Genomic DNA, 22,746 nt, shown 5'->3' on the forward strand with positions numbered 1-22,746 from the left:
GCCTCCATCAACCCGGCATCATCGCAGCATCGTGCGCGCGGTCGACGGCCCGCCTGCGACGCGCGGCAGCGATGGTGCGCAGGAATGCGTAACCGATCAGGAACATCGCGGCCTTGCTGACGATGCCATAGATCGACATGACCACCGACCAGGTCGCGACGTCGACATTGAGCGCGACGATCACGTTCAACGCCGCGGAAAAGAACATCAGTGCCGACCAGGCGTAGCCGACGATGATGGCGACATCCGGCACCAGCTCGATCGCGACCGGCGGCAGATAGCGGTTCATCCATCCCCGCTTCAGCATCACGACCCCGACGATGACATAGATCACGCTCGGCTTGATCATCACGAACCGCGGATCGTCGGTGAGCAGCGTGACGGTGCCGGCGCCGAGCACCAGGAACAGGCTCATCCACTGCATGGTGTCGATCGGCTTGCGGCGCGCGGCTTGCCAGCCGATCTGGGCGATACCCAGCGCCATGCCGAGCACGACCGACAGGGTTACATTGTGGGTCAACAGATAGAGCACGAGAAACAACAGCGTCGCCGCCATGTCGAGCAGCAGCAATTTGCCGGCCGCGAACAGATTCTTCATGGCTGTCTCCACGGCTTGCCGGCGACGGCAGGGCAATCGCATATGATGTTTCGGATGGGCCTGAGCAAGCGCCTCGTCCTTCGAGACGACCGCTTCGCGGTCTCCTCAGGATGAGGCTTCGTGGTAGCAGCGCTCGTGAAACCGCTACTGCATACTCTGCCCTCATCCTGAGGGCCCGCCGAAGGCGGGCGTCTCGAAGGATGGCTGCGGGCGAGCTCTTCGCTAGGTTTGTTCATATGCGATTGCCCTGCCGGCAACGGGTCGCATCATGACTGCCCTGCCCCTCTGGTCGCCACGTCTTCGGCGATGGCATTGACCGCCTTCGGATTGGTGACCATGCCCATGTGGTTGACGCCGTCGATCAGCTTGACGTCGACGGAGGGTTTGATGGCCTGCACGGTCTCGGCATATTTGTCCGAGATCATCATCTCGTCCTCGGCGCCGCCGAAGATCGTCATCGGATGCGTCACGAGCGGCAGATCGAGGCGATAGCCGTGCGTGGCGAAATTGCGCATCAGGCGGTCGGAATAGGTCGGCGTCAGGAAGCGCTCCGAATTCGGCGGCACGGCGAAGGCGAGCACCGGCAGCTGCGCGCAGCAGTCGATGCCGAGCTTGCGCAGCGCGGTGAGGCCGAGGAAGCGCGGGATGTCGGCGTTGGCCCAGCCGCCGGAGTGCGGCATGTTGGTCGGCGCGTCATAGCCGAGATAGGGCGCGACCAGCACGGTGCGCACGAACAGGTCCTGCACGATCGGCGTCGCGGCGACGCGCAGCGAGAAGCCGCCACCGGCGGAGTGGCCGACCAGCGTGAGCGGCAGATCCGGCGCGCTCCTGCGGACATGGGCGACGAAATCGACGAGGTCGTCCTCAAGCTGGCCGACATAACCGATGTCGCCGCGCGTGCCCGACGCGCCATGGCCGCGCGTATCCAACGCCCAGGTCTCGACGCCATGCGCAGATATCGCCGACGAGAGCGCGTGATTGACCGTGCCGGACGAGCCGGACGAACCGTGGATGAAGATCGCGCCGCGCCCGGTGTCGGAGCCGCCGGCGGCGTAATGGCGATAACCGAGCCAGGTGCCGTCGCGGGCCTGGAAGCGCTCGAGCGCCGGCAGGGTCGACATGTCGACGCCCTTGCGGGAGTCGGAGACCGAGCGCAGCTCGGGCGGCCGCTGCAGCGGCGTCGCGATCAGGGCGGTGAAGATCAGCGCCACTGCGCCGACGGCGCAGAGACCCCATTTCAACAGGCCGAGGGCACCTCGCAGCAACTGCTTCGCCATGGCGCAAACTCCCTGACCGGATCATCAATAGAGAACTCTATAATACAGAGTACTCTCCCGATCAAGTCCCGGATTGGCGCCGCGCTGCGAAAATCCTTAACGTCGGGTCTGACCCCAAAATGCCGAATCGTTTGCCGATGCCGCCTGCGGAACAACTGAACAACGCGCCCGAATTCACCGTCTCCGAGCTCTCGCAGTCCCTGAAGCGGACGGTCGAGGACACCTATGGCCATGTCCGGGTCCGCGGCGAGATCTCCGGGTTCCGCGGCGCCCACTCCTCCGGCCATTGCTATTTCGCGCTCAAGGACGAGAGCGCCAAGATCGAGGCGGTGATCTGGAAGGGCGTGCACGGGCGCATGCGCTTCAAGCCCCAGGAGGGGCTCGAGGTCATCGCCACCGGCAAGCTGACGACCTATCCGGGCTCCTCGAAATACCAGATCGTGATCGAGGCGCTGGAGCCGGCCGGCATCGGCGCGCTGATGGCGCTGATGGAGGAGCGCAAGAAGAAGCTCGCCGCCGAAGGCCTGTTCGACGAGGCGCGCAAGCAGCTCTTGCCCTGGCTGCCGGAGGTGATCGGCGTCGTGACCTCGCCGACCGGCGCGGTGATCCGCGACATCCTGCACCGGCTTGAGGATCGTTTTCCGCGCCACGTGCTGGTGTGGCCGGTGAAAGTGCAGGGCGAAGGCTCGGCCGAGCAGGTCGCGGCCGCGATCCGCGGCTTCAACGCGCTGCAGGAGGGCGGCAAGATTCCGCGGCCCGATGTGCTGATCGTCGCGCGCGGCGGCGGCTCGCTGGAAGATCTCTGGTCGTTCAACGAGGAGATCGTGGTCCGCGCCGCGGCCGAGAGCATGATCCCGCTGATCTCGGCGGTCGGCCACGAGACCGACATCACGCTGATCGATTTCGTCGCCGACAAGCGCGCGCCGACGCCGACGGCGGCCGCCGAAATGGCGGTGCCGGTGCGCAGCGAATTGTTCGTCGAGGTCGCCGATCTCGCGCGGCGCACCCGCGCCTATTGGCAGCGTGCGAACGAAAGTCGCCGCAGCGAATTGCGCGCAGCGGCACGCGCGCTGCCTGCGGCCGGCGATCTGCTGGCCATTCCGCGACAGCGGCTGGATTCGGCAGGCAGCGCCCTGCCCCGCGGATTGAAGGCCAACACGCACGCGCATTTCCGCAGGTTTACGGCTGCGAGCTCGAAGCTGACGCTGCGGGTGCTGCACGGCCAGATCGCGCAGGCCGGGCACCGTCTCACCGTGTGCGGCGAACGGCTCGGCCTGTCGACGCGCTCGCTGCTGCGGCAACGGCGCGACCGCTTCGCCGGACTCGAGGTGCGGTTGCGGGCTTCAAAATTGTCCAACGCGCAGGCCCAGCGCAATGCGATTCTCCGCCAGCGCGAACGCACGCATCGTCTCGCCGAGCGCGCCAACCGCGCGCTGGTCACGTTGATGCAGCGGCTCGATGCCCGCGTCGAGAACAGCGGCAAGCTGCTCTCCGCGCTGTCCTATCGCGGCGTGCTCGCCCGCGGCTTCGCGCTGGTGCGCGACGAGGCCGGGCATCCCCTGCATTCGGCGGATAGCGTCGGGCCGAACGCGCGGATCGCGATCGAGTTCGCGGATGGACGCGTGAATGCGACGGCGGATGCGGATCGGCCGGCGCCTGTGGCCAAGCGCGCGCCGGCGCAGCCGAAGACGGCCGCGCAGGACGCAAAGCCCGCGCCGAAGCGCGTGGGCAAGCCGGTGGATCAGGGCAGCTTGTTTTAGGGGCGATGACGGCGTCACAGCCACGCCGTCGTCCCGGCGAAAGCCGGGACCCATACCCCCAGGGAGACGTTTGGCGAAGGCTCATCGTCCGGTACTTCGACCGACCGCAACCGAGAGATTCCGCGGTATGGGTCCCGGCTTTCGCCGGGACGACATTGGAGTTGGGGGCGCGCTCTCACTCGGTCATTGCGCGCGTCGCCCTACCGGCAGGACAATCCCGCGTCGATCGTGGTCCAGAAGCCGCAATGTTCCGGCGTCGGCTGTGGCGCGCCGGCGTGGGCTTCGAACAGGAAGATCACCACGGTGAAGACGACCAGTGCGGATGAGAAGATGGCGAGGCGATTGCGCATGAAAGATGCGTTTAGCCGACATCATGGTCGAACTAAGGCACCGATATCAGCTGAAACCGCGTGATGCGCCAGCCGTAGATTCACAGTCGGCCATTTCGATCCGTGCAGGGCGGTGGTCGATGCGGGGCTGTCTGCCTCACCTTGTTCCTCGGGCGGCCCCGCCTCCCGCCTTCGCTCTGCCGAGCTTCGGCGTGACAAGCCGCTCTGCCGAGCTACGGCGGGGCAGGCCCGCTCTTGCGCGCTAGCGCGCCAACCATTCCGCGACTTCCTTCTGCGACTCCGCGCGCGCTTCGGAATCGGTGCCGAGATGGCCATGCTCGGGCACGGCGGCATCGGTGCTGCTGGCGGCCGCGTGCAGCGGCGTGTTGGCGCGGTCGAAATCGTGATAGGCGCCGGGATAGACCACGATGCGCGCGAGCGCGCTGCGGCCGTGGGCGCCATCCACCATCTGGCGGCAGGCCGGCGGCGACGAGACGTCGTCATTGGCGCCGATCAGCACCAGCGTCGGCACCCGCGTGCTCCAGCCGAGACCGGCGGAGATCCGGCAATCCGGATAGAATGCGATCGCGGCGCGGAAATCCGGTCCCGCATCACGCGCCACGCTCTGCGGACGCACCGCCCAGAGCAGCGCGCTGGCGCCGTTGGCCCAGCCCATCAGGCTGACACGGTCACGCGCCACCCAGTTCTGCTTCATCAGCCAGGCGCGCGAGGCCGCGATATCGGTGACGCGCTCGCGCCGCGCCTTGACGTGCATCTCCTTGACGCGGCATTGCGGGCCGAGCTCGCGCGAGCCGTAGCTGTCGGGCAGCAGCACCGCATTGCCGGCCTTGAGCAGGCGCTCGGCCCAGTCGCGATAGCGCGGCTGCACGGACTCGGAATGGCTGCCGAGACCGCCGCAGCCGTGCAGCGCGATCACGGTCGGAAACGGCCCCTCGCCCTCGGGCTTGAACAGCTGCGCATGCAACACGCCGGACGACAGCGGAATCTCGACCTGCGCAGGCGCGGGTGCCGGTGCAGCATGCGCGACCGACATCAGAAACATTGGGAACAGGGCGGTCAGGGGAAAGCGCATCGGTGACTGTCGCAGGAGGTGCCGCACGGCCTCAAGCACTATCATGCGTAAACGGCGGCAAAACATCACAAACCGGTGGGTTTAACGGGCGGACAAGCCACCCTATCTATGCTACATCCAGTCCAACACATCGTGCCCCCCATCTTCTTCAACGGGGCGGCCTCCCACGGAGACTTTCGACCGTGCTGAACAAGTTCGGCCCCTCGGGCCATGGCGAAGCGCAAGTGCAATATCTCGACGGCGATTTCCGCGTGATCTCGCCGGGCACCTTCGTGCGCTGCGCCATCACCGACACGCGCATCCCGCTCGACGAACTGAAATACTGGAGCGTGGATCTGCAGGAAGCCTACGCCACGCCGGCCGCCGTGCTGCAGCGACATTTTCCGAACGCGCCGAAGCCGTGATCGCGATTTGGTAGATCTCGTAGGGTGGGCAAAGGCGCAACGCGCCGTGCCCACGGCCTCTGCATGATCACGACGAACAACGTGGGCACGCTCCGCTTTGCCCACCCTACGGCACCGGGGTTGTGGCATCGTTCTGCTATTGCGGCTCCGGACCATCGCCGCCTACGCAAGTCTTGATCGCACTCCTGCGCGCTTCGCCGACGATCTTCTGATCGATCGCCTGCTTCAGGCAATCGACCCGCGCCTGCGCCATGCAGAGCTGCATCTGGTCGCGCTTGTCCTGCCCCTTCAGATTTTGCGCGGCGGCGAGACACGTCACGCGCTTGGTCGCGGGAACCGGCACCGTGGCGGTTGGAGCAGCGGGCGCCGGCGTCGTCTGTGCAAACACCGGCGCAACAATCAGACACACAAGGCTGGCGGCCAGCGCCGCGAGAGGCAGTTTCATCGCAGTCTCCGAGATCGTCCGAAATCGATAGAGGATTGCGATGAACGCCGCCTGAATGGCGCGGTACCGTAGGGTGGGCAAAGCGCAAGCATGCCCACCACCTGTCTCCGGACGCGACAGATCGTGGGCACGGCGCAAGAGCACCTTTGCCCACCCTACGGGATCAGCTACTGCAGCCACCGTGGCACAGGCAGTCCCTTCCCGCGCAGAAATTCCGGGTTGAACAGTTTTGACTGATAGCGCTGCCCGCCGTCCGCCAGGATGGTCACGATGGTCTTGCCTGGACCAAGGTCGCGTGCGAGCCGCATGGCGCCGACGACGTTGATCGCGCTCGAGCCGCCCAGCACCAGTCCTTCGTGTTCGATCAGGTCGAACAGGACGGGCAAGGCTTCCGCGTCCGTGATCTGATAGGCCGTGTCGATCGGCGTGCCTTCCAGATTCCGGGTCACACGGATTTGCCCGATGCCTTCCATGACGGAGTCGCCTTCGCTCGTCAGCTCGCCCGTGGTGAACCAGTTGTAGAGCGCGGCGCCCATGGGATCGCTGAGCGCGATCTTGACGGCGGGATTTCTCTCCTTGAGCGCCCGCGCGATCCCGCCGAGCGTGCCGCCGCTGCCGACCGCACAGGTGAAGCCGTCGATTTTTCCGTCGGTCTGCGCCCAGATCTCCGGACCGGTCGTGCGATAATGGCCCTCGCGATTGGCGACGTTGTCGAACTGATTGGCCCAGAAGGCGCCGAGCTCCTCGGCGAGCTGACCGGAATAGCGCGCGTAATGACCGGGATGGGAAGAGGACACGGCGGGCACCAGGCGCAAATCGGCGCCGCACAGCCGCAGCATGTCCTTCTTCTCCTGGCTCTGCGTGTCGGGCATCACGATGACGCTGCGATAGCCGCGCGCATTCGCCACCAGCGCGATGCCGATGCCGACATTGCCGGCGGTGCCTTCGACGATGACGCCGCCGGGCTTGAGCTTGCCGCGCCGTTCGGCATCGTCGATCATGGCAAGCGCCGCGCGATCCTTGATCGAACCGCCGGGGTTGAGAAACTCGGCCTTGCCGTAGATCTCGCAGCCCGTGGCCTCTGACGGTCCACGCAGCCGGATCAATGGCGTGTTGCCGATGGAGTCGAGGAAACCTGTCCGGACGTTGTTCATCGCCAGCCCCGTGGTGTTTTTGCAAGCTTAGGCGGGCCGGCGGGCAATTCGGTTCTCTAGTTCGGATCATGTGCGAAAGGTTTTTGGTGCCCAACGTTCCTGATCGGCAATTCTGTTCTCAAGCCAAGTCAGCGGAGCCGTAGGGTGGGCAAAGCGGAAGCGTGCCCACCACCTGTGTCCGGACGCGACAGATCGTGGGCTCGGCGCAAGAGCGCCTTTGCCCACCCTACGAGATCGCGGCGTGAGGCTGGATCAACGCCTGCTGAAGCGGCGCTCGCGGGCCTTGTAGAGATGATCGCTGATCAGCTGCTTGAGCCTGGCTGGATCGTCGAACTCGAGCTTGACCGCGAACGGCACGATGCCGTCCGGCACGCCCTCGGTGCCGTGCAGGCGTGAAACATCCTTTTCCGTCGTCACCAGGATGAGCTGCTCGCGCTTTGTGTCGGCGGCGAGTGCGGCGAGCTCGTCTTGCGAAAACATGTGGTGATCGGCGAAGGGACGCGTGCGGGCGACCTCGATACCGCAACCGCGCAACGTGCGGAAAAAGCGTTCGGGATCGCCGATGCCGGCAAACGCAAACACCTGCTTGCCGAAGAGCTGTGCGATGGCTGCCGCATCCGGTTTGAGGCGCGCCCGCAACACCGGCTTGCCGCGCGCGGAAATCTCCGCGGCAACGCCGTCAGCGGCATGGCCGTCGCCGATCACGACCAGCGCATCGGTGCGCGAGAGCTGCGCCCTCAGCGGCGCGCGCAACGGACCTGCGGGAAACACCTTGCCGTTGCCGAGGCCGCGCTCGCTGTCGATCACGATCAGCGAGGCGTCCTTCAACAGCAGCGGGTTCTGGAAACCGTCGTCCATCAGGATCACGGTGGCGCCCTGCGACTTCGCCAGCGCGACCCCGTCGAGGCGGTCGCGCGCGACCGCAACCGGCGCGTCGCGCACCATCATCAGCGGCTCGTCGCCGATATCGGCGGCGGTGTGACGTTCGCGATCGACCATCACCGGGCCGTGCAGGCGTCCGCCATAGCCGCGGCTGAGCACCACCGGTGTCTCGCCGAGCTCGCGCAGGAGCTTCGTCAGCGCCAATACGGTCGGCGTCTTGCCGGCGCCGCCGACATGGTAGTTGCCGACGCAGAGCACGGGGATGCCGGCGTCAAATCCCTTGCGCGCCATGCGGCGCGCGGTGATGGCGCCATAGAGCGCGCCCAATGGGCTCAGCAGATGCGACTTGGGGGAACGCGGCCGGTACCAGAAGGCCGGCTCACGCATTGGCGGCTCCCATCTCGATCCGCAACTGCATCAGATACGGCTCGAGTGCCGTCATGGTGCGATCGAGCGCGCCGCCGAGCTCCTCGACCACGTCAGCGCCCGCGCGATGCATCTTGTCGCGCACGGTCGGCTCGGCCAGCAACAGGCCGAGCTGCTTGACCAGCGCCTCCTGCGTGTCGGCCTGGCGTGCCCCGCCGCTTTGGTCGAGTGCCGCATAGACGTCGGCGAAATTGAAGACGTTCGGACCATGGACGATGGCCGCCCCTAGCTTGATCGCCTCGATCGGATTCTGGCCGCCATGGCGGATCAGCGAGCCGCCCATGAACACGATGGGCGACAGGCGGTAGAACAGGCCGAGCTCGCCCATGGTGTCGGCGATATAGATATCGGTGGTCGCCGCCGGCGGCTCGTCGCGCGAGCGCAGTGCCGGCTTCAGGCCGGACGCCGTGACCATGCCCGAGATCGACGAGCCGCGATCGGGATGCCGCGGCACGATCACGGTCAGGAGCTGCGGGAAGATGCCGACGAGGCCGCGATGCGCTGATACCAGCATCTCGTCCTCGCCCGGATGGGTCGAGGCCGCGACGATGATCGGGCGCCCGCGCGTCATTGCCATCAGCCGTTCGAGTTTTGCCGGATCGGCCGGCGGCGCCGGCACGTCGAGCTTGAGATTGCCCGTGGTGACGACGTCGCGGCTGCCGAGCGCGGAGAAACGTTCGGCATCGGTCCTCGACTGCGCCAGGCAGATGTCGAAGCGCGACAGCAGCGCCGAGATGGTGCCGTACATCCGCCGCCAGCGCGGGAAGGAGCGCGGCGACATCCGCCCGTTGATCAGCACCATCGGCACCCGGCGCGCGGCGCCCGCCAGAATCAGGTTCGGCCACAGGTCGGATTCGATGAACAGCGCCAGCGACGGCTTCCAATGATCGAGGAAGCGCGCCACGTAGCGCGGGGAATCATACGGCACGTATTGATGGATGACGTCGGGCGGAAAACGTTTGGCCACCACGGCCGCCGAGGTGACCGTGCCGGAGGTGAGCAGGATGCGCAGATTGAGGTCGCGCAGGCGCTCGATCAGCGCGGCTGCGGCCAGCACCTCGCCGACGCTGGCGCCGTGGATCCAGACCAGCGGGCCGTGCGGGCGCACATCCCGGCTGAGCCCCCGCCGCTCGCCGACGCGCGCGGGATCTTCCTTGCCCTGCTTCAGCCGCCGCTTGATCAGCGCAGGCGCGAGCGGCACCAGGCTGGTCGCCAGGCGCCGATACATCCGCAGCGTCATCGGCAGGGCATAAGGCAGCGAATTAGCCATCTGCAGGTCCCGGGCGGCCGAGTTGCGCATAGGCGCGGCGGGTCGCTTCGTTCAGCGTGTCTTCCAACTCCTGCCGCAGCGCTTCCATGGTGGCGGCATCGGCATCCGGCGGCACGTGGATCTCCTTGATGCCGACCAGCGCGCCCCGCCCGAACGGCAGGTTGATGGTGGTGCGGTCCCAGTTCTTGAGCCGGATGAAGCGGCTGGTCGCCATTGCGAAAGGCATGATCGGCCGCCCCGATTCCCGTGCCAGCATGATGATGCCGAGGCCAGCCACGCGCGAGCGCTTGGGGACATCGGCGGTCAGCGCGACATTACAACCGTCCTGGAGCGTGTACACCATTTCCCTGAAGGCGCCGACGCCGCCTTTCCGGTGGAAAGCGCCGCCATGATCCCCGGAACCGCGGATAAGGCCGATGCCGAGCCGCTCGACGGCGATCGCATTGAACTCGCCGTCGCGATGCCGGGAGATCAGGACCTTGGCCCGGTAGGACTCCTTGGTCTTGATGAACGGGGTGAGGAAATGCTGGCCATGCCAGAACGCGAAGATCGCCGGAATCTGCGGCTCGACGATGTCATAGACATCGGGCGGATCGAACGTGAATTTGTTGGTCCGCCAGACCAGACGCAGATATTCGGCCGCCAGGACCCCGACGGCACGCTGAAACCAGCTGCTTCGCAGCGTATTGCGAAGCAGTTTTTTCAACGCGCCTTCGTTTCTTGATTCGGGTCGAGCAACCGGTGGAGATGAACGATGAAGTAGCGCATCTGCGCGTTGTCGACCGTGCTCTGCGCCTTGGCGCGCCAGGCGACGTGGGCGGCCGCGTAGTTCGGATAGAGGCCGACGATCTCGACGTCGTCGAGGTTCTTGAAAGTGTTGTGCTCGAGATCGAGCAGCTCACCGCCAATGACGAGATGGAGCAGTTGTTGCGGGGCACTATCAGACATGGGTTCTCCTAACGGGCTGCCCGGCAAAGCAGTGTTCGAAAAGCAAAACGGACGCGCTCAGGCCAGGGGACGGTTTCGAAAATGCGCGACAATGCTCGCATGACGATCGCGTCCCGCTGCCACCAGCACCCCGTGCGTCACTTCCCGACGATTATAGAGGATGGGATCTCCGGAGAGGTCGCTCATCCTACCATCCGCTTCCTGCACGATCAAATCGGCCGCCGCAAGGTCCCAATCATGGCTGTTGCCCCCCGCAAAAGCCGCATCCAGGGTGCCGTTGGCGACCCGGCAGAGCCGGAGTGCCAGCGAACCGATTCGCGGATGCAGCTTGATGTCGCCGCCTGTCGTGAGTCGCTCGACCATCGGCTTCGGGCCGGCGACCCGGGCGAAGTCGAGCGCGGTCCCGCCTGTCGCCCGGACCGGCTTGCCATTGAGAATCGTGCCCTGGCCGCGGACGGCGAAGAAGAACTCGTTGCTGACAGGCGCGAACACGGCGGCCAGCACCGGCGAGGCCTCCTCGACCAGCGCGACGCTGACGCACCATTCGTCATGGCCGTTGAGATAATTGCGGGTGCCGTCAATGGGATCGACCACCCAGGTCAGCCGCCGCGATAGCCGCGTGGCATCGTCGGCGCTCTCCTCCGACAGCCAGCCATAGTCCGGCGTGGCGCCGCGCAGGCGCGCTTCGAGCAGATCGTTGACGGCGATGTCGGCTTCCGAGACCGGGGAGGACGCGCCCTTGGTCCATTTCTTCAGCTCGGTTCGGAACATCGACTGCGCGAGCGCGCCCGCGTCGCGCACCGCATCTTTCAGGAGCGCCGCATCGTGCGTCAGAACGTTTGCGTCGAGACTGTCAGCGTCCGCCAAGCGTCAGTCCTTCGATACGCACCGTCGGCGCATTGATGCCGTAGCGAAACTCGAGATTGTTGGCCGGCTGCATCGACTTGAAGATCTCGAACAGATGGCCCGCGATCGTCACCTCGCTCACGGGATAGGTGAGTTCGCCGTTTTCGATCCAGAAACCGGAGGCGCCGCGGCTGTAATCGCCGGTGACACCGTTGACGCCGGAGCCGATCAGGTCGGTGACGTAGAAGCCCTGCTTGATGTCGGCGATCAGCTCGGCCGGGGTCGGTGTGCCCGGTTCGAGATGCAGATTGTACGGCCCCGGCGACGGCGAGGACGAGACGCCGCGATGGGCGTGGCCGGTGGTGGTGAGGCCAAGCTCGCGCGCGGTGGCGCAATCGAGCAGCCAGGTCGTCAGCACGCCCTCGTCGATCAACGCGATCTTCTTCACCGCGACGCCCTCGGCGTCGAAGGTCTGCGAGCGCAGGCCGCGCTTGCGCAGGGGATCGTCGATGATGCGGATGTTCTTGGCAAACAGCTGCTGCCCGAGCTTGTCCTTGAGGAAGCTGGTCTTGCGCGCGATCGAGGCGCCGTTGATGGCGCCGACGACATGGCCGACCAGCGAGCCCGCGACGCGCGGGTCGAACACGACCGGCACCTTGCAGGTCTCGACCTTGCGCGGATTGTAGCGTGCCACGGTGCGCTCGCCGGCGGAGCGGCCGACCACTTCGGGCGACAGCAGATCGGCACCGTGCGGCGCCGAGGTGAAGTCGTAATCGCGCTCCATGCTGGTGCCTTCGCCGACGATCGCGGTCGCCGAGATGCCCTGGCTGGAGCGGAGGTATGAACCGTGGAAGCCGGTCGAGGTGACGAGCACCATGCCGCCCATGCCGGCGGAGGCCGAGGCACCGCCGGATTTCGACACGCCCTTGACGGCAAGCGCCGCAGCTTCGGCTTCGAGCGCGCGGCGCTCGAGCTCGGCGGTCGCAGGCACATCGGGATCGAGCAGATCGAGATCGGGGAAATCGCGCGCGAGCAGTGCGGGATCGGCGAGGCCAACATATTTGTCTGACGGAGCGACCCTGGCCATCGCGACCGCGCGCTCGGCAAGCTTGGTCACGGCATCGCCGCTCGCGTCATTGGTGGAGACCACGGCCTGGCGCTGGCCGACCAGCACGCGCAGGCCGACATCGTCACCCTCGGACCGCTCGGATTCCTCGACGCGGCCGTCCCGCACCTCGACGCCTTGCGAGATGCCGCGCACCGCGACCGCATCGGCCGCATCGGCGCCGGCGCGCTTCGCCGCCTCGACCAGACGCTGAGCGAGTTCTGACAGCGCGGACTGATCAAACAGGTCGCGATTGGCTTTAGGCGAAAGCGTCGAGCTTGGTGAAGGGTTCACAAACGAAATCCTGTTGGGGCGCGGGAGGTTTCGGGGCGATCTTAGGCCCTGAACACCAGATGTGCCCAAATGGTGCGAACTTCAAGCATTATCAGCCCGCAAATGGCTCAGATTCGCGGCTTCCGCGCAACGTCTCGTCAATCATCCGCGCCAAGGTCTTGTCAATCATGGCGGGCGGTGACGCTGGATTAACCAGCCTTTTTAAGCGGTTTCGGAAAGCCCCGCGCTAAGGTCCTCGCATCGACCGGGAACATAATCCTGGCGGGGAGAACGAAAGCCGTGAGGCGTCAAACAGCAATAAGCGGGGCCGCTCCCGCAGGGTCGAGCCGCAATCTGCGGCTCGACCCTCTTTCCCTTCCGGTCCGTTTCGATGCGCATGATCCGCGCGCCGACGGCTACACCAGGCAAATCGAGCTTCATCGCGAGCGTGTCGTGCTGCGCCGTGCCGTCCGCGGCATGCAGATGGCCATCAACGTGCGCGTCAGCGACTTCACCGGCGTCGCACTGCGCGGCAATGACGAGGCACAGACCCTCGTCCTGGTGCATCGCGATCCCTCACTCTCCGTTCCGCTGCTGGTCAGCGCCGATGGCGACGATCTCGCCGAGGCCTGGGCGATCTGGAGCGAGATCTTCGCGCTGCCGCAGCTCAACGAAGGTGCCAGCAAGCCCGCACCGCGTCGCCGCCGCCGCAACGCGATCCGCGACCGCCGTCCGAAATTCCTGATGCGCCGTCGCACCGCCATGACGCGCGAGCTGCCGATCCATCGCGCAGAACGCGAGATCATCGCAAGGAACTAAGCGACGGGCACGGCCGTCGGGTGGGCAAAGCGAAAGCGTGCCCACGTCTTCTATCAATCATTGAGAGATCGTGGGCACGGCGCGAGTGCGCCTTTGCCCACCCTACGGGAGCTACGCGGCCCGCATCACCGCGTCGGCCAGCAGTCCCGCAAACAGCAACAAGCCCGCATATTTGTTCGAGTAGAACAGACGCTTGCACAAGTCCGGGTCGTCGATCCGGAGCCGCATGATCTGCGACGCCAGATGCACGGCGAAGGCGGCAAGCCCGAGCCAGGCCGGCCAGCGCGCATCGCCAGACGCCAACGCGACACCGATCAGCATCACCGACAGCCCGTAGAACAGGATCAGCGCCTGGTGTGTATGTGCGCCGAACAGGCGCGCGGTGGACTTGATGCCGATCAGCGCATCGTCCTCGGCGTCCTGATGCGCATAGATGGTGTCATAGCCGATCACCCAGGCGATCGACCCGGCATAGAGCACCAGCGCGGTGACGTCGATGCGTCCGAAGGTGACGGCAAAGCCCATCAGCGCGCCCCATGAGAAGGCGAGCCCAAGGAAGACCTGCGGCCACCAGGTGACACGCTTCATGAAGGGATAGATCGCGACGACCACGAGCGAGGCGATGCCGGTCGCGACCGCAAAACGGTTGAACTGCAGCAGCACAACGAGGCCGACCAGCGCCTGCGCGACCAGAAAGGCCAGCGCCTGCTTCACGGTGATGCGCCCCGACGGCAACGGCCGCGAGCGGGTGCGCTCGACCTTGGCGTCGAGGTCGCGGTCAGTGATGTCGTTCCAGGCGCAGCCTGCCCCGCGCATCACGAAGGCGCCGATCAAGAACAGGACGATGGTGAGCGGCAAGCGGCGGACGTCATGCGCCATGCCGGCGGCGAGCGCCGCCGACCACCAGCATGGCATCAAGAGAAGCCAGGAGCCGATCGGACGATCGTAACGCGACAATCGCAGATACGGCCGCGCCCATTCCGGCGCGAGCGTATCGACCCAGTTGCCGGTGGAATCGGCAACGCGGGCGGATGTGTCGCTCATCGGGTGAGGACGTTGCCGTTGAGCGTATCGAAAGTGCTGCCGCCCTTCTTGCCGGCATTGGCTTCCGGCGCCGAGCCCGAACCCACCACCTCACTCAGCGACGGACCGGCCGGACCGCGCGGCTGGTTCGCCATCTGCTGCGCGACGTTGCAGACCTTCGTCGCCATGGCCTCGGTGTTCTTGTGCCCGGCCTTCATCTGCTCGCCGACGTTCGGCGGGATTCCGCATTTGGCGGCGTGAACCTCGATGTATTTCATCATCTTGGTCTCAGCCTGGCTGAAACTGCGGATCAGTTTGCAGGCTTCGTCCGGCGGAGCATGACGGTTGCTCGCGGCCTGGATCAGCTTGCCGCGCTTCTCGGCCTCTTCGCGGAGCGGCATGAACGCCTTCATGCAGTCCTCGCCGGGACCGCCCTGCGTCGGCGGCGCCGCGCTGAAAGCGCCGCCGGCACCACCGATGGGGGCGGCACCGTTCGTGGGGAAGGATGCTTGCGGCGCAGTGCCGACGGAGGCGACCGGTGCCGAACCGTTCACGGGCGGAAACGCGGAATCGGGCGCGGACTGGCCCGGCAGCGGCGCCGGGAATCCCTGGGCATAGGCGCCAGCAGTCCCCATGGCGAGCATGGCGGCAGCGATCGGAACCATCAAACGACGGATCATCAAGATAGTCTCTCCGGCAGGAGCTTACGGGGCTCGGCGCCTTCCCAATTGAAGCGCAACCAGCGTGTTCGCAATTTTACGATTCCCGCCGCCGCTTAACAACCCGTCGAATAGGGCAGGAGCGCGGCGCGCCGACGCACCGATTCGGCAATATTTACCCCTGAAACGGCTGCTTTCGGTTAAGAACGGGGGCAAATTGGACTTTTGATCAATGCCCTCCCACGATTTTCGCGCCCCCCGCCTGTTCGTCGAGCCCACCCTGGCCCAGGATGCCAGGGTTCCGCTCGACCGTGACCAGAGCAACTACCTGGGTAATGTGCTGCGGCTTGCCGCCGGGGCCGAGGTTCTGGCGTTCAACGGCCGCGACGGCGAATGGCAGGCCGCGATCGAAGGCCGCAAGCGGCCCGACAACCTCGTCATCCTCCAGCAGGTCCGCCCCCAGGATCGGCTGCCCGACCTCGCTTACGTCTTCGCCCCGCTCAAGCATGCCCGGCTCGATTACACGGTCCAGAAGGCCGTGGAGATGGGCGCCGCCATCCTGCAACCGGTCCAGACCCGGTTCACCCAGGCCTCCCGCGTCAACATCGAGCGGATGCGCGCCAATGTCATCGAGGCGGCCGAGCAATGCGGCATCCTGAGCCTCGCCATCGTGGCCGAACCCGCGCCGCTCGAGCGCTACCTCAGCCAGCGCCCCGCCGACCGCCTGCTGGTGTTCTGCGACGAGGCGGCCGAGGTCGCGAATCCCATCCAGGGCCTGCAGCAGGCGCGCGCATCCGGGCACGGTATCGACATCCTGATCGGTCCCGAGGGCGGCTTCGCCGAAGAAGAGCGGGCCCTGCTGCTGCGCCAGCCCAGCATCCTGCGGCTGGCGCTCGGCCCGCGGATCCTGCGGGCCGACACGGCCGCAGTGGCGGCGCTGGCGCTGGTGCAGGCGGTGCTGGGCGATTGGAGCGGCGCGCGCGACTAGGTCGCGATCTCCGCTAGCTGTGCTCCCGCACGGATCGATGCAGGGTCTCGGACGGCAACTCGCCGAACGCCGCCCTGTAGCTCGCCGCGAACTCGCTCAAATGCCAGAACCCATGGGCAATGGCGCAGGCCTTCACGCTGCGCCGTCCCGGTCCGGTCCGCAGTTGCAGGCGCACCGACCAGAGACGCAGGACCCGGCTATAGCGGTGCGGGCTCATGCCGCAGATGGCCTGCGTCGCACTCTGGAGGGTCCGAACCGACACGCCGACCCGCTCGGCCATTTCGGTCGTCTTGAGCCAGACCGTCAGGTCGTGCCGGATCAATTTCTCCATGTCGGCGACGATCCGCAGATAGCTCTCCGTCGTGGCGTGCACGGACCTGCTGTCCACGCTGGTCCGGACCGCACCGTCGATCGCGCCGAGCAGGGATTGTTCGACGGCCGCTCGCGACGTCGGCTGGCTCAGGAAGTCCGGATCATTGGCGGCGGTTTCGAGCGTCGTGGAGATCAGGCATTGCAGGGAGGCGAGGACGTCCGGTGTCGGGCTCAGCAAATGATAGCCATCCAGCCGAGACCAGAGCTCGCACGCGGGCGGCGTGAAGTAGACGACACCGATCAGACGTCCGACCGGCTCATATACCAGGCAATCGGACGCGCCCTTCAGAATGACGATCGAACTGCCGATTGCCTGCCCATTGATGCGGGTCGAGGCCACGTGATCCATCGGCACCACCACGGCGGCAGCATGCGCCAGCTGATAACCGCGAATGATCCGCGGGAAGGTCTTCACCAGCGACAGGCTCAGCGTCGGCAGACTGAGCCGCGCGCGCATGATCGCGGTCGACCCGGCAGACAACGGCATGCTGGACGCACCGGCATATCTCTCACTGTCGCCGAAATGATCGATGTCATACGACTGGAGCTCGAGCGCCGATGACGGCTTGAGACCCTGGAACGACAACAAGCACTCCGCAGAGCCTTTTTGAGCTCCGTCGCGAGCAATGTTGAGACGGCTTTGATCCATGTCCTGCCGCCTACCTCGCCTTCTTCGTCGCCGCGACGACCTTGGCGCCACTCAGATCGTCCGGTCCGTTGATGCCGGCGCGCTTGAGATCGCGGAGCAGTTTCGTCAGCAGCAGCATGTTGGTCTTCTGTAGCTCGTGATTGTTGCCAAACTTGAATGCGTTCTGCTCGGTCACGATCAGCCCGGCTTTGGTCTCGGCGAGAATCTTCCGCCTCTTCAATCCCGACACACGACGGCGAACCGTCTCCAGCGGCAGGCTGAGGAAGCGCGAGAGTGCCGCGCGGGACACGCCCTGCTTGATCGTATCCGGTTCGACAGTGTGAATGCTGGAGAACTTCTCGTCCAGCGACGGATCGTTCATCACATTGATAACGTTCGCATTGAGAATCGCGTGAACGATCAAAAGGTCCATCGGATCGAATTCGTCGTAGTTCCGGAACATCTCGCTGATCGAGAACAGCATATAGGCCAGCGTATGTCGCGAGACCGTCCGGATGATATCAGAAGCATTGCGCATGAATCGGAAACCAATATTCATCTTGTAAACGAAGGCAGCAACGAGCGTATCGTCCCGCATACCCAAATTGAGTATGTGACAACTTGCCAAGTGTGCTCAATCTCTCATTGTGACTCACAATGACGCTGCAGGTTCATGGGGCGCGTGCGTCGGACGATTTTCGCGATCGGCATCACGGCTGACCATCGACACGATCGTCGGGTCCACGATCGTCGCCGCGACCTTGATGCACTGCATCCAACGATGTCGATGACGCCGGCGCGATTCAGCCGGCCGTCGCGCAGGAACGAGTGGCCATGGACGACGAAGGCGAGCGACGCCAGGAATTGCGCCTGATCAAAGCGTTTCTCAGCATCACGGACGCGCGCAAGCGGCAGAGAATTCTCAATCTGGCGGAGCAGCTCGCCGACGACGCCGCATCCGACACCGCAGCACTGGCCCCGGCCGACGTATCGAAGCCGGACGGGTGCGGAGACGCCACTGGCCGGGTTGAATGAGCGCGAAACAGCGTCGCGGCGCACCGGCCGCCGCCGCCAACCCGGAAATCGGGAATTAGGTATTTAGTTACCTAGAGCGGGCAAGGCGGCAAATCCAGGCGGGATCGTCCGGACGGCTCCGAAGTCGTTAAGCGATTGATCCTTTGGAGGTCGAAACCGCTTTCCGGCCATGCTAAGGGCTGCGCAAATTCCTGTGCCTCCCCGTTGGCACCCTTTGGCCTCCCGGTTCCGCCGGGACGATGGACCCCTGTTATGACCGCGACTGCCACCTCAAATGCTGCCGGCTCCGCCGCCTGGGCGGATACGCTGCTGTTGTCGTTTGCGCAGGCCGGCTACGTCAGGGCCGAGCCGGCCATCCTGCAACCGGCCGAGCCGTTCCTCGACCTGTCCGGCGAGGACATCCGAAAAAGCCTCTACCTGACGACGGACCTGTCCGGCGAAGAGCTCTGCCTGCGCCCCGACCTGACGATCCCCGTGGCGCGCGACTATCTCGCCTCCAGCCGTGCCGGCCAGCCGGCGGGGTTCAGCTATCTGGGCCCCGTGTTCCGCTACCGCAGCGGACAGGCCAGCGAATTCCTCCAGGCCGGGATCGAGTCGTTCGGCCGCCAGGATCGTGCGGCCGCGGATGCCGAGACGCTGGCGCTGGCGCTGGAGGCGACCGCCGCTTTCGGCGTGCGCGACGTCGAGATCCGCACCGGCGACGTGGCGCTGTTCAACGCATTGCTCGACGCGCTCGACCTCTATCCGGTCTGGCGTCGCCGCCTGGTCAAGGACTTCCACCGCAAGATCAGCCTGGAGCAGGATCTCGAAGGGCTGGCCCGCACGACCGCAACCACGCGCAGCGAATATGAGGGCGTGCTGGCTGCGCTCGCGGGGTCCGACCGCAAGGCGGCGCTGGCCTTCGTCACCGATCTGATGTCGATCGCCGGCACCACCAATGTCGGTGGCCGCACCACGGCCGAGATCGCAGACCGCTTCCTCGAGCAGTCGACGCTGAAGGGTGGCGCGCTGCCGCGCGAGGCGATCACCGTGCTGAAGCGCTTCCTGTCGATCTCGGGCAATCCGGACGATGCTATTGCCGAGCTGCGCGCGCTGACCGCCGATGCAAAGCTCGACCTTGCCGGCGCCATCGACCAGTTCGAGAGCCGGATCGGCTTCATGGCGGCGCGCGGTATCGACGTGAAGACCACACGCTTCTCGACCGCGTTCGGGCGTGGCCTCGACTACTACACCGGCTTCGAATTCGAACTGCACCACACAGGCAACGGCGCCGAGCCGCTGGTTGCCGGTGGCCGCTACGATGGACTGATGACCCAGCTCGGATCGCCGGCGCCGATTCCGGCCGTCGGCTTCTCGGTCTGGGTGGACGCGCTGACCAGGATCGGCCGCAAGGTGGGAGCTTAAGTCATGAGCGCGCCATTCGTTCTGGCCGTTCCCTCCAAGGGTCGCCTGCAGGAAAACACCGAGGCCTTCTTCGCCCGTGCCGGGCTGAAGCTGTCGAAGGCCGGCGGCGCCCGCGACTATCGCGGCACGCTTGCGGGCCTGGACAATGTCGAGGTCGCCTATCTCTCGGCCAGCGAGATCGCATCGCAGCTCGCCCGCGGCTTCGCGCATCTCGGCGTCACCGGCGAAGATTTGGTGCGCGAGAATATCGCCGACGCCGACAAGCACGTGTCGCTGATCGACGGGCTCGGCTTCGGCTATGCCGACGTCGTGGTCGCGGTGCCGCAGGCCTGGATCGACGTCCGCACCATGGCGGATCTCGACGACGTCACCACCGGCTTCCGCGAGCAGCATCACATGCGGATGCGGGTCGCGACCAAGTTCGTCAACCTCACCCGCAGCTTCTTCCAGAGCCACGGCATCACCGACTACCGCATCGTCGAGAGCGCAGGCGCGACCGAGGGCGCGCCGGCGGCCGGCAGCGCCGAGCTGATCGTCGACATCACCACGACCGGTGCGACGCTTGCCGCCAATGGCCTGCGGGTGCTCGACGACGGCGTGATCCTGCGCAGCCAGGCCAATCTGGTCGCCTCGAAGGAGGCCGACTGGTCGCCGCAGGCCCGCGAGACCGCCCGCGTCATCCTCGACCACATCGCGGCCCGGGCCCGGGCCAACAAATACCGCGAGGTCCGGACCCGCTTCCGGCAATGCGACGCCACCCTGCTCACCGAGGCCCACAGCCGCTTCGGCGTCGAGGCTCCATTCGGCGGACCGACCTCGTCAGGCATGCTCACGCTGCACTGCCCACCAGGGCAGCTTTATGCGCTCGCGAGCTTCCTGCGCGAACATGGCGCCGAGACCGTCTCGGTGGTCTCGCTCGACTACGTGTTCGACCGGGAGAACCCGCTGTTTGCCAAGCTCGAAGCGTTCCTGCGGCGGTGAGCCCAAAGTTTGCCGGACAGCTCCGTTCAGCGTAGCGACAGCAAGCGGCAGCTATCATATGCTGTTGAGATGATTTCGACGCCTCTGGAACCTTGATCGATGATGCTGGGCTCTGACGTTTCCGCCCTGACCACCACCGCAGCGAGTGCCGCCGCGAAGGGGCTGTCGATTGTCGTCCCCGTCTATAACGAGGCGGCCGGCCTCGCCGTCCTGCACCAGCGCATCTGCGATATCGCCAAGACCTTGCGGCAACGCTACCGCCTCGCCTGCGAGGTCGTTTACGTCGACGACGGCAGCGCGGATGCGACGCTGTCGATCGCGCGTTCGCTGCCGGCCGACACGATCGATGTCCAGGTGGTCTCGCTGTCGCGCAATTTCGGCAAGGAGGCGGCGCTGATGGCCGGCCTCGACCACGCGCGCCTTGGCGCCGTGATGTTCATGGATGGCGACGGCCAGCACCCGCCGGCGCTGGTCGAGCAGCTGGTACGGCACTGGATCGAGGACGGCTATGACGTCGTCTATACCGCCAAGGCGCATCGCGATAACGAGCCCTTCCTGCGCCGCGTCGCCGGCCGCGGCTTCTACGCGCTGATCAATTGGGGCGCACGCCAGAAGATCCCGGAGGACGCCGGCGACTTCCGCCTGCTGTCGCCGCGCGCGGTCGCGGCACTGCGGCAGCTGCCGGAGCGCAACCGCTTCTTCAAGGGTCTCGCAAGCTGGATCGGCTTCCGCCAGATCCGCGTCGACTACGAGCCCGCGCCGCGTGTCCATGGCGTGACGACCTTCAGCGCCGCGCGGCTGCTCGGCCTGTCGATCGAAGGCGTGACCTCGTTCTCGGTCGCGCCGCTGCGCTTCGCCAGCCTGCTCGGCGTCATCCTCGCCGGCGGTGCCTTCCTGTTCGGCCTCTCGATCCTCTGGGAGGTCTGGACCACCGGCAAGCAGGTGCCCGGCTATCCCTCGCTGGTGATCGGCCTGATGACGATCGGCGGCGTGCAGCTCATCATGATCGGCATCGTCGGCGAATATATCGGCAAGATCCTCTCGGAGCTGAAGGCGCGTCCGATCTACTTCGTCGCCGAGCATAGCGAAAAGCATTTCGAGGCCGACAAGGCCCAGGACGCTTCAAGCCAAGATGCTTCAAGCCAGGACGCATCCAGCAGGACCGCAGCCGAATGAGCGCGGCGGCAGCGCCGCGACCGATCTGGCTCTGCGCCGACGATTACGGCATCAGCCCGGGTGTCAATCGCGCCATCCGCGACCTGATCGAGCGCGGCCGCCTCAACGCGACCTCGGTGATGATGGTGGGCCCCGCGATCGAGCGTGGCGAGGTCGATGCGCTCCAGGCTGCGGCGAAGACCAGCCCGCGCTGCGCGATCGGATTGCACGTGACGCTGTCGGCGCCGTTCCGTCCCCTCACCATGCATTTCCGTCCACTCGACGGCGACATGTTCATGGCCTTTCCAAAACTGCTGCGCGCCGGATTTCTGCGACGGCTCGACCGCGAATTCTTCCGCAACGAGGTGAGAGCGCAACTCGCCGCTTTCGCGGAAGCGTTCGGCCGCGCGCCCGACTTCGTCGACGGCCACCAGCACGTGCAACTGTTTCCGCAGGTGCGCGACGGCTTCATCGATGCCGTCAGCGAGGCAGCACCACAGGCGTGGGTGCGCCAGGGCGGACGCGACCTGCCGCTGGCGCAACGGCTGGCGTCACCAAAGGCCATGGTGCTCGATGTCCTCAGCGCACAATTCCGCCGCCGTGCGGGGCGCGCCGGTCTTGCGTTCAATCCCGCCTTTGCCGGCGCCTATGATTTCACGCGCGCGGCCGATTTCGGCGAATTGATGCGGCAGTTCCTGGACGGTCTCCCCGAGGGCGGTCTCGTGATGTGCCATCCCGGCTTCGTCGACGAGGTCCTCGCCGGCCTCGACCCGATGACGGATGTCAGGGAACGCGAGCATGCCTATCTCGCCAGCGACGCCTTCGCGCAGCTGCTGGCGGCCAGCCACGTGACATTGGGATGAAACCGGCGA

Annotated in this window: 25 protein-coding genes; 9 read left to right on the plus strand and 16 right to left on the minus strand. The window is 65.9% G+C overall.

All coding sequences use genetic code 11. The features are described from left to right. Positions 1–7: 7 nt before the first annotated feature. Positions 8–598 carry a septation protein IspZ gene (locus QA645_RS37390; RefSeq protein WP_283046111.1) on the minus strand — a complete coding sequence of 197 codons (591 nt, stop codon included), beginning with the start codon at positions 596–598 and terminating at the stop codon, positions 8–10. A 266-nt stretch (positions 599–864) separates the two neighbouring features. Then, a complete protein-coding gene (locus QA645_RS37395) occupies positions 865–1,875 on the minus strand; it encodes an alpha/beta fold hydrolase (protein ID WP_283046112.1) in 1,011 nt (336 codons plus the stop codon). Between the two features lie 119 nt (positions 1,876–1,994). Between QA645_RS37395 and xseA the strand changes: the two genes are divergently transcribed. After that, the gene (gene xseA, locus QA645_RS37400; protein ID WP_283046113.1) at positions 1,995–3,635 is read left to right on the plus strand and encodes an exodeoxyribonuclease VII large subunit; all 1,641 of its coding nucleotides are present in this window, start codon (positions 1,995–1,997) and stop codon (positions 3,633–3,635) included. Positions 3,636–3,835: 200 nt separating this feature from the next. Here xseA and QA645_RS37405 read toward each other — a convergent pair whose 3' ends face one another. Both QA645_RS37405 and QA645_RS37410 read right to left on the minus strand, forming a co-directional pair. Continuing rightward, the gene (locus QA645_RS37405; protein ID WP_254134431.1) at positions 3,836–3,985 is read right to left on the minus strand and encodes a hypothetical protein; all 150 of its coding nucleotides are present in this window, start codon (positions 3,983–3,985) and stop codon (positions 3,836–3,838) included. Between the two features lie 241 nt (positions 3,986–4,226). Further along, positions 4,227–5,057, minus strand: coding sequence for a dienelactone hydrolase family protein (locus QA645_RS37410; protein WP_283046114.1), 831 nt, complete (start codon positions 5,055–5,057; stop codon positions 4,227–4,229). A 182-nt stretch (positions 5,058–5,239) separates the two neighbouring features. Here QA645_RS37410 and QA645_RS37415 point away from each other — a divergent pair, with 182 nt between their 5' ends. Then, entirely contained in the window at positions 5,240–5,461 is a 222-nt protein-coding gene (locus tag QA645_RS37415) for a DUF2093 domain-containing protein (RefSeq protein ID WP_254134433.1), read from the plus strand. 136 nt (positions 5,462–5,597) lie between these two features. Here QA645_RS37415 and QA645_RS37420 read toward each other — a convergent pair whose 3' ends face one another. The 8 genes from QA645_RS37420 to QA645_RS37455 form a co-directional block, all read right to left on the minus strand. Continuing rightward, positions 5,598–5,906, minus strand: a complete 309-nt coding sequence (locus QA645_RS37420; RefSeq protein WP_283046115.1) for a hypothetical protein — start codon at positions 5,904–5,906, stop codon at positions 5,598–5,600. A 167-nt stretch (positions 5,907–6,073) separates the two neighbouring features. Continuing rightward, complete coding sequence (locus tag QA645_RS37425; protein WP_283046116.1) at positions 6,074–7,060, minus strand: cysteine synthase A; 987 nt, start codon at positions 7,058–7,060, stop codon at positions 6,074–6,076. Between the two features lie 252 nt (positions 7,061–7,312). Further along, positions 7,313–8,329 carry a tetraacyldisaccharide 4'-kinase gene (gene lpxK / locus QA645_RS37430; protein WP_283046117.1) on the minus strand — a complete coding sequence of 339 codons (1,017 nt, stop codon included), beginning with the start codon at positions 8,327–8,329 and terminating at the stop codon, positions 7,313–7,315. After that, a complete protein-coding gene (locus QA645_RS37435) occupies positions 8,322–9,668 on the minus strand; it encodes a 3-deoxy-D-manno-octulosonic acid transferase (protein ID WP_283046118.1) in 1,347 nt (448 codons plus the stop codon). The genes lpxK and QA645_RS37435 overlap by 8 nt, the downstream gene beginning before the upstream one ends. Continuing rightward, positions 9,631–10,344, minus strand: a complete 714-nt coding sequence (locus QA645_RS37440; RefSeq protein ID WP_254195659.1) for a lysophospholipid acyltransferase family protein — start codon at positions 10,342–10,344, stop codon at positions 9,631–9,633. Before QA645_RS37440 ends, QA645_RS37435 begins: the two co-directional genes overlap by 38 nt. Then, positions 10,341–10,586, minus strand: a complete 246-nt coding sequence (locus QA645_RS37445; RefSeq protein WP_234685462.1) for a DUF4170 domain-containing protein — start codon at positions 10,584–10,586, stop codon at positions 10,341–10,343. Before QA645_RS37445 ends, QA645_RS37440 begins: the two co-directional genes overlap by 4 nt. A gap of 57 nt (positions 10,587–10,643) precedes the next feature. Next, the gene (locus QA645_RS37450) at positions 10,644–11,453 is read right to left on the minus strand and encodes a 3'(2'),5'-bisphosphate nucleotidase CysQ (RefSeq protein WP_283046119.1); all 810 of its coding nucleotides are present in this window, start codon (positions 11,451–11,453) and stop codon (positions 10,644–10,646) included. Further along, positions 11,440–12,831, minus strand: a complete 1,392-nt coding sequence (locus QA645_RS37455) for a TldD/PmbA family protein (protein WP_283046120.1) — start codon at positions 12,829–12,831, stop codon at positions 11,440–11,442. Before QA645_RS37455 ends, QA645_RS37450 begins: the two co-directional genes overlap by 14 nt. 279 nt (positions 12,832–13,110) lie before the next feature. On the opposite strand from QA645_RS37455, the gene QA645_RS37460 reads away from it, so the two are divergent. Then, on the plus strand, positions 13,111–13,629 hold the full coding sequence (locus tag QA645_RS37460; RefSeq protein WP_254134440.1) for a DUF6101 family protein: 519 nt from the start codon (positions 13,111–13,113) through the stop codon (positions 13,627–13,629). 111 nt (positions 13,630–13,740) lie between these two features. On the opposite strand, the gene ubiA is transcribed toward QA645_RS37460, so the two are convergent. Both ubiA and QA645_RS37470 read right to left on the minus strand, forming a co-directional pair. Next, positions 13,741–14,673: a 4-hydroxybenzoate octaprenyltransferase gene (ubiA, locus tag QA645_RS37465; protein WP_283046121.1), complete on the minus strand. Its 933-nt coding sequence runs from the start codon at positions 14,671–14,673 to the stop codon at positions 13,741–13,743. Then, entirely contained in the window at positions 14,670–15,332 is a 663-nt protein-coding gene (locus tag QA645_RS37470) for a hypothetical protein (RefSeq protein ID WP_254134442.1), read from the minus strand. The genes ubiA and QA645_RS37470 overlap by 4 nt, the downstream gene beginning before the upstream one ends. Before the next feature lie 211 nt (positions 15,333–15,543). Here QA645_RS37470 and QA645_RS37475 point away from each other — a divergent pair, with 211 nt between their 5' ends. Continuing rightward, positions 15,544–16,299, plus strand: a complete 756-nt coding sequence (locus QA645_RS37475) for a 16S rRNA (uracil(1498)-N(3))-methyltransferase (RefSeq protein WP_283046122.1) — start codon at positions 15,544–15,546, stop codon at positions 16,297–16,299. A 13-nt stretch (positions 16,300–16,312) separates the two neighbouring features. On the opposite strand, the gene QA645_RS37480 is transcribed toward QA645_RS37475, so the two are convergent. Beyond that, a complete protein-coding gene (locus QA645_RS37480; protein WP_283046123.1) occupies positions 16,313–17,257 on the minus strand; it encodes a helix-turn-helix domain-containing protein in 945 nt (314 codons plus the stop codon). 73 nt (positions 17,258–17,330) lie between these two features. Continuing rightward, positions 17,331–17,837 (minus strand): hypothetical protein, encoded by a 507-nt coding sequence (locus QA645_RS37485; protein WP_254134445.1) that lies wholly within the window; start codon positions 17,835–17,837, stop codon positions 17,331–17,333. Between the two features lie 296 nt (positions 17,838–18,133). Here QA645_RS37485 and QA645_RS37490 point away from each other — a divergent pair, with 296 nt between their 5' ends. The 5 genes from QA645_RS37490 to QA645_RS37510 all read left to right on the plus strand — a co-directional run bounded on the left by QA645_RS37490 (position 18,134) and on the right by QA645_RS37510 (position 22,737). Next, complete coding sequence (locus tag QA645_RS37490; protein WP_283046124.1) at positions 18,134–18,334, plus strand: hypothetical protein; 201 nt, start codon at positions 18,134–18,136, stop codon at positions 18,332–18,334. A gap of 252 nt (positions 18,335–18,586) precedes the next feature. Then, the gene (locus QA645_RS37495; RefSeq protein ID WP_254134447.1) at positions 18,587–19,738 is read left to right on the plus strand and encodes an ATP phosphoribosyltransferase regulatory subunit; all 1,152 of its coding nucleotides are present in this window, start codon (positions 18,587–18,589) and stop codon (positions 19,736–19,738) included. 3 nt (positions 19,739–19,741) lie between these two features. Next, a complete protein-coding gene (hisG, locus tag QA645_RS37500; RefSeq protein ID WP_254134448.1) occupies positions 19,742–20,719 on the plus strand; it encodes an ATP phosphoribosyltransferase in 978 nt (325 codons plus the stop codon). Positions 20,720–20,818: 99 nt separating this feature from the next. After that, positions 20,819–21,895, plus strand: a complete 1,077-nt coding sequence (locus QA645_RS37505; RefSeq protein ID WP_283046125.1) for a glycosyltransferase family 2 protein — start codon at positions 20,819–20,821, stop codon at positions 21,893–21,895. Continuing rightward, positions 21,892–22,737: a ChbG/HpnK family deacetylase gene (locus QA645_RS37510; protein WP_283046126.1), complete on the plus strand. Its 846-nt coding sequence runs from the start codon at positions 21,892–21,894 to the stop codon at positions 22,735–22,737. Before QA645_RS37505 ends, QA645_RS37510 begins: the two co-directional genes overlap by 4 nt. The last annotated feature ends 9 nt before the right edge of the window (positions 22,738–22,746 follow it).

Source organism: Bradyrhizobium sp. CIAT3101 (assembly GCF_029714945.1).
In the GTDB taxonomy this organism is placed as follows: domain Bacteria; phylum Pseudomonadota; class Alphaproteobacteria; order Rhizobiales; family Xanthobacteraceae; genus Bradyrhizobium.

Bases quoted from the DNA above. Each gene is read 5' to 3' on its own strand.
- QA645_RS37390 (WP_283046111.1), bottom strand. From the start codon at position 598: ATGAAGAATCTGTTCGCGGCCGGCAAATTGCTGCTGCTCGACATGGCG.
- QA645_RS37395 (WP_283046112.1), bottom strand. From the start codon at position 1,875: ATGGCGAAGCAGTTGCTGCGAGGTGCCCTCGGCCTGTTGAAATGGGGT.
- xseA (WP_283046113.1), top strand. From the start codon at position 1,995: ATGCCGAATCGTTTGCCGATGCCGCCTGCGGAACAACTGAACAACGCG.
- QA645_RS37405 (WP_254134431.1), bottom strand. From the start codon at position 3,985: ATGCGCAATCGCCTCGCCATCTTCTCATCCGCACTGGTCGTCTTCACC.
- QA645_RS37410 (WP_283046114.1), bottom strand. From the start codon at position 5,057: ATGCGCTTTCCCCTGACCGCCCTGTTCCCAATGTTTCTGATGTCGGTC.
- QA645_RS37420 (WP_283046115.1), bottom strand. From the start codon at position 5,906: ATGAAACTGCCTCTCGCGGCGCTGGCCGCCAGCCTTGTGTGTCTGATT.
- QA645_RS37425 (WP_283046116.1), bottom strand. From the start codon at position 7,060: ATGAACAACGTCCGGACAGGTTTCCTCGACTCCATCGGCAACACGCCA.
- lpxK (WP_283046117.1), bottom strand. From the start codon at position 8,329: ATGCGTGAGCCGGCCTTCTGGTACCGGCCGCGTTCCCCCAAGTCGCAT.
- QA645_RS37435 (WP_283046118.1), bottom strand. From the start codon at position 9,668: ATGCGCAACTCGGCCGCCCGGGACCTGCAGATGGCTAATTCGCTGCCT.
- QA645_RS37445 (WP_234685462.1), bottom strand. From the start codon at position 10,586: ATGTCTGATAGTGCCCCGCAACAACTGCTCCATCTCGTCATTGGCGGT.
- ubiA (WP_283046121.1), bottom strand. From the start codon at position 14,673: ATGAGCGACACATCCGCCCGCGTTGCCGATTCCACCGGCAACTGGGTC.
- QA645_RS37470 (WP_254134442.1), bottom strand. From the start codon at position 15,332: ATGATCCGTCGTTTGATGGTTCCGATCGCTGCCGCCATGCTCGCCATG.
- QA645_RS37475 (WP_283046122.1), top strand. From the start codon at position 15,544: ATGCCCTCCCACGATTTTCGCGCCCCCCGCCTGTTCGTCGAGCCCACC.
- QA645_RS37485 (WP_254134445.1), bottom strand. From the start codon at position 17,837: ATGCGCAATGCTTCTGATATCATCCGGACGGTCTCGCGACATACGCTG.
- QA645_RS37490 (WP_283046124.1), top strand. From the start codon at position 18,134: ATGGACGACGAAGGCGAGCGACGCCAGGAATTGCGCCTGATCAAAGCG.
- QA645_RS37495 (WP_254134447.1), top strand. From the start codon at position 18,587: ATGACCGCGACTGCCACCTCAAATGCTGCCGGCTCCGCCGCCTGGGCG.
- hisG (WP_254134448.1), top strand. From the start codon at position 19,742: ATGAGCGCGCCATTCGTTCTGGCCGTTCCCTCCAAGGGTCGCCTGCAG.
- QA645_RS37505 (WP_283046125.1), top strand. From the start codon at position 20,819: ATGATGCTGGGCTCTGACGTTTCCGCCCTGACCACCACCGCAGCGAGT.
- QA645_RS37510 (WP_283046126.1), top strand. From the start codon at position 21,892: ATGAGCGCGGCGGCAGCGCCGCGACCGATCTGGCTCTGCGCCGACGAT.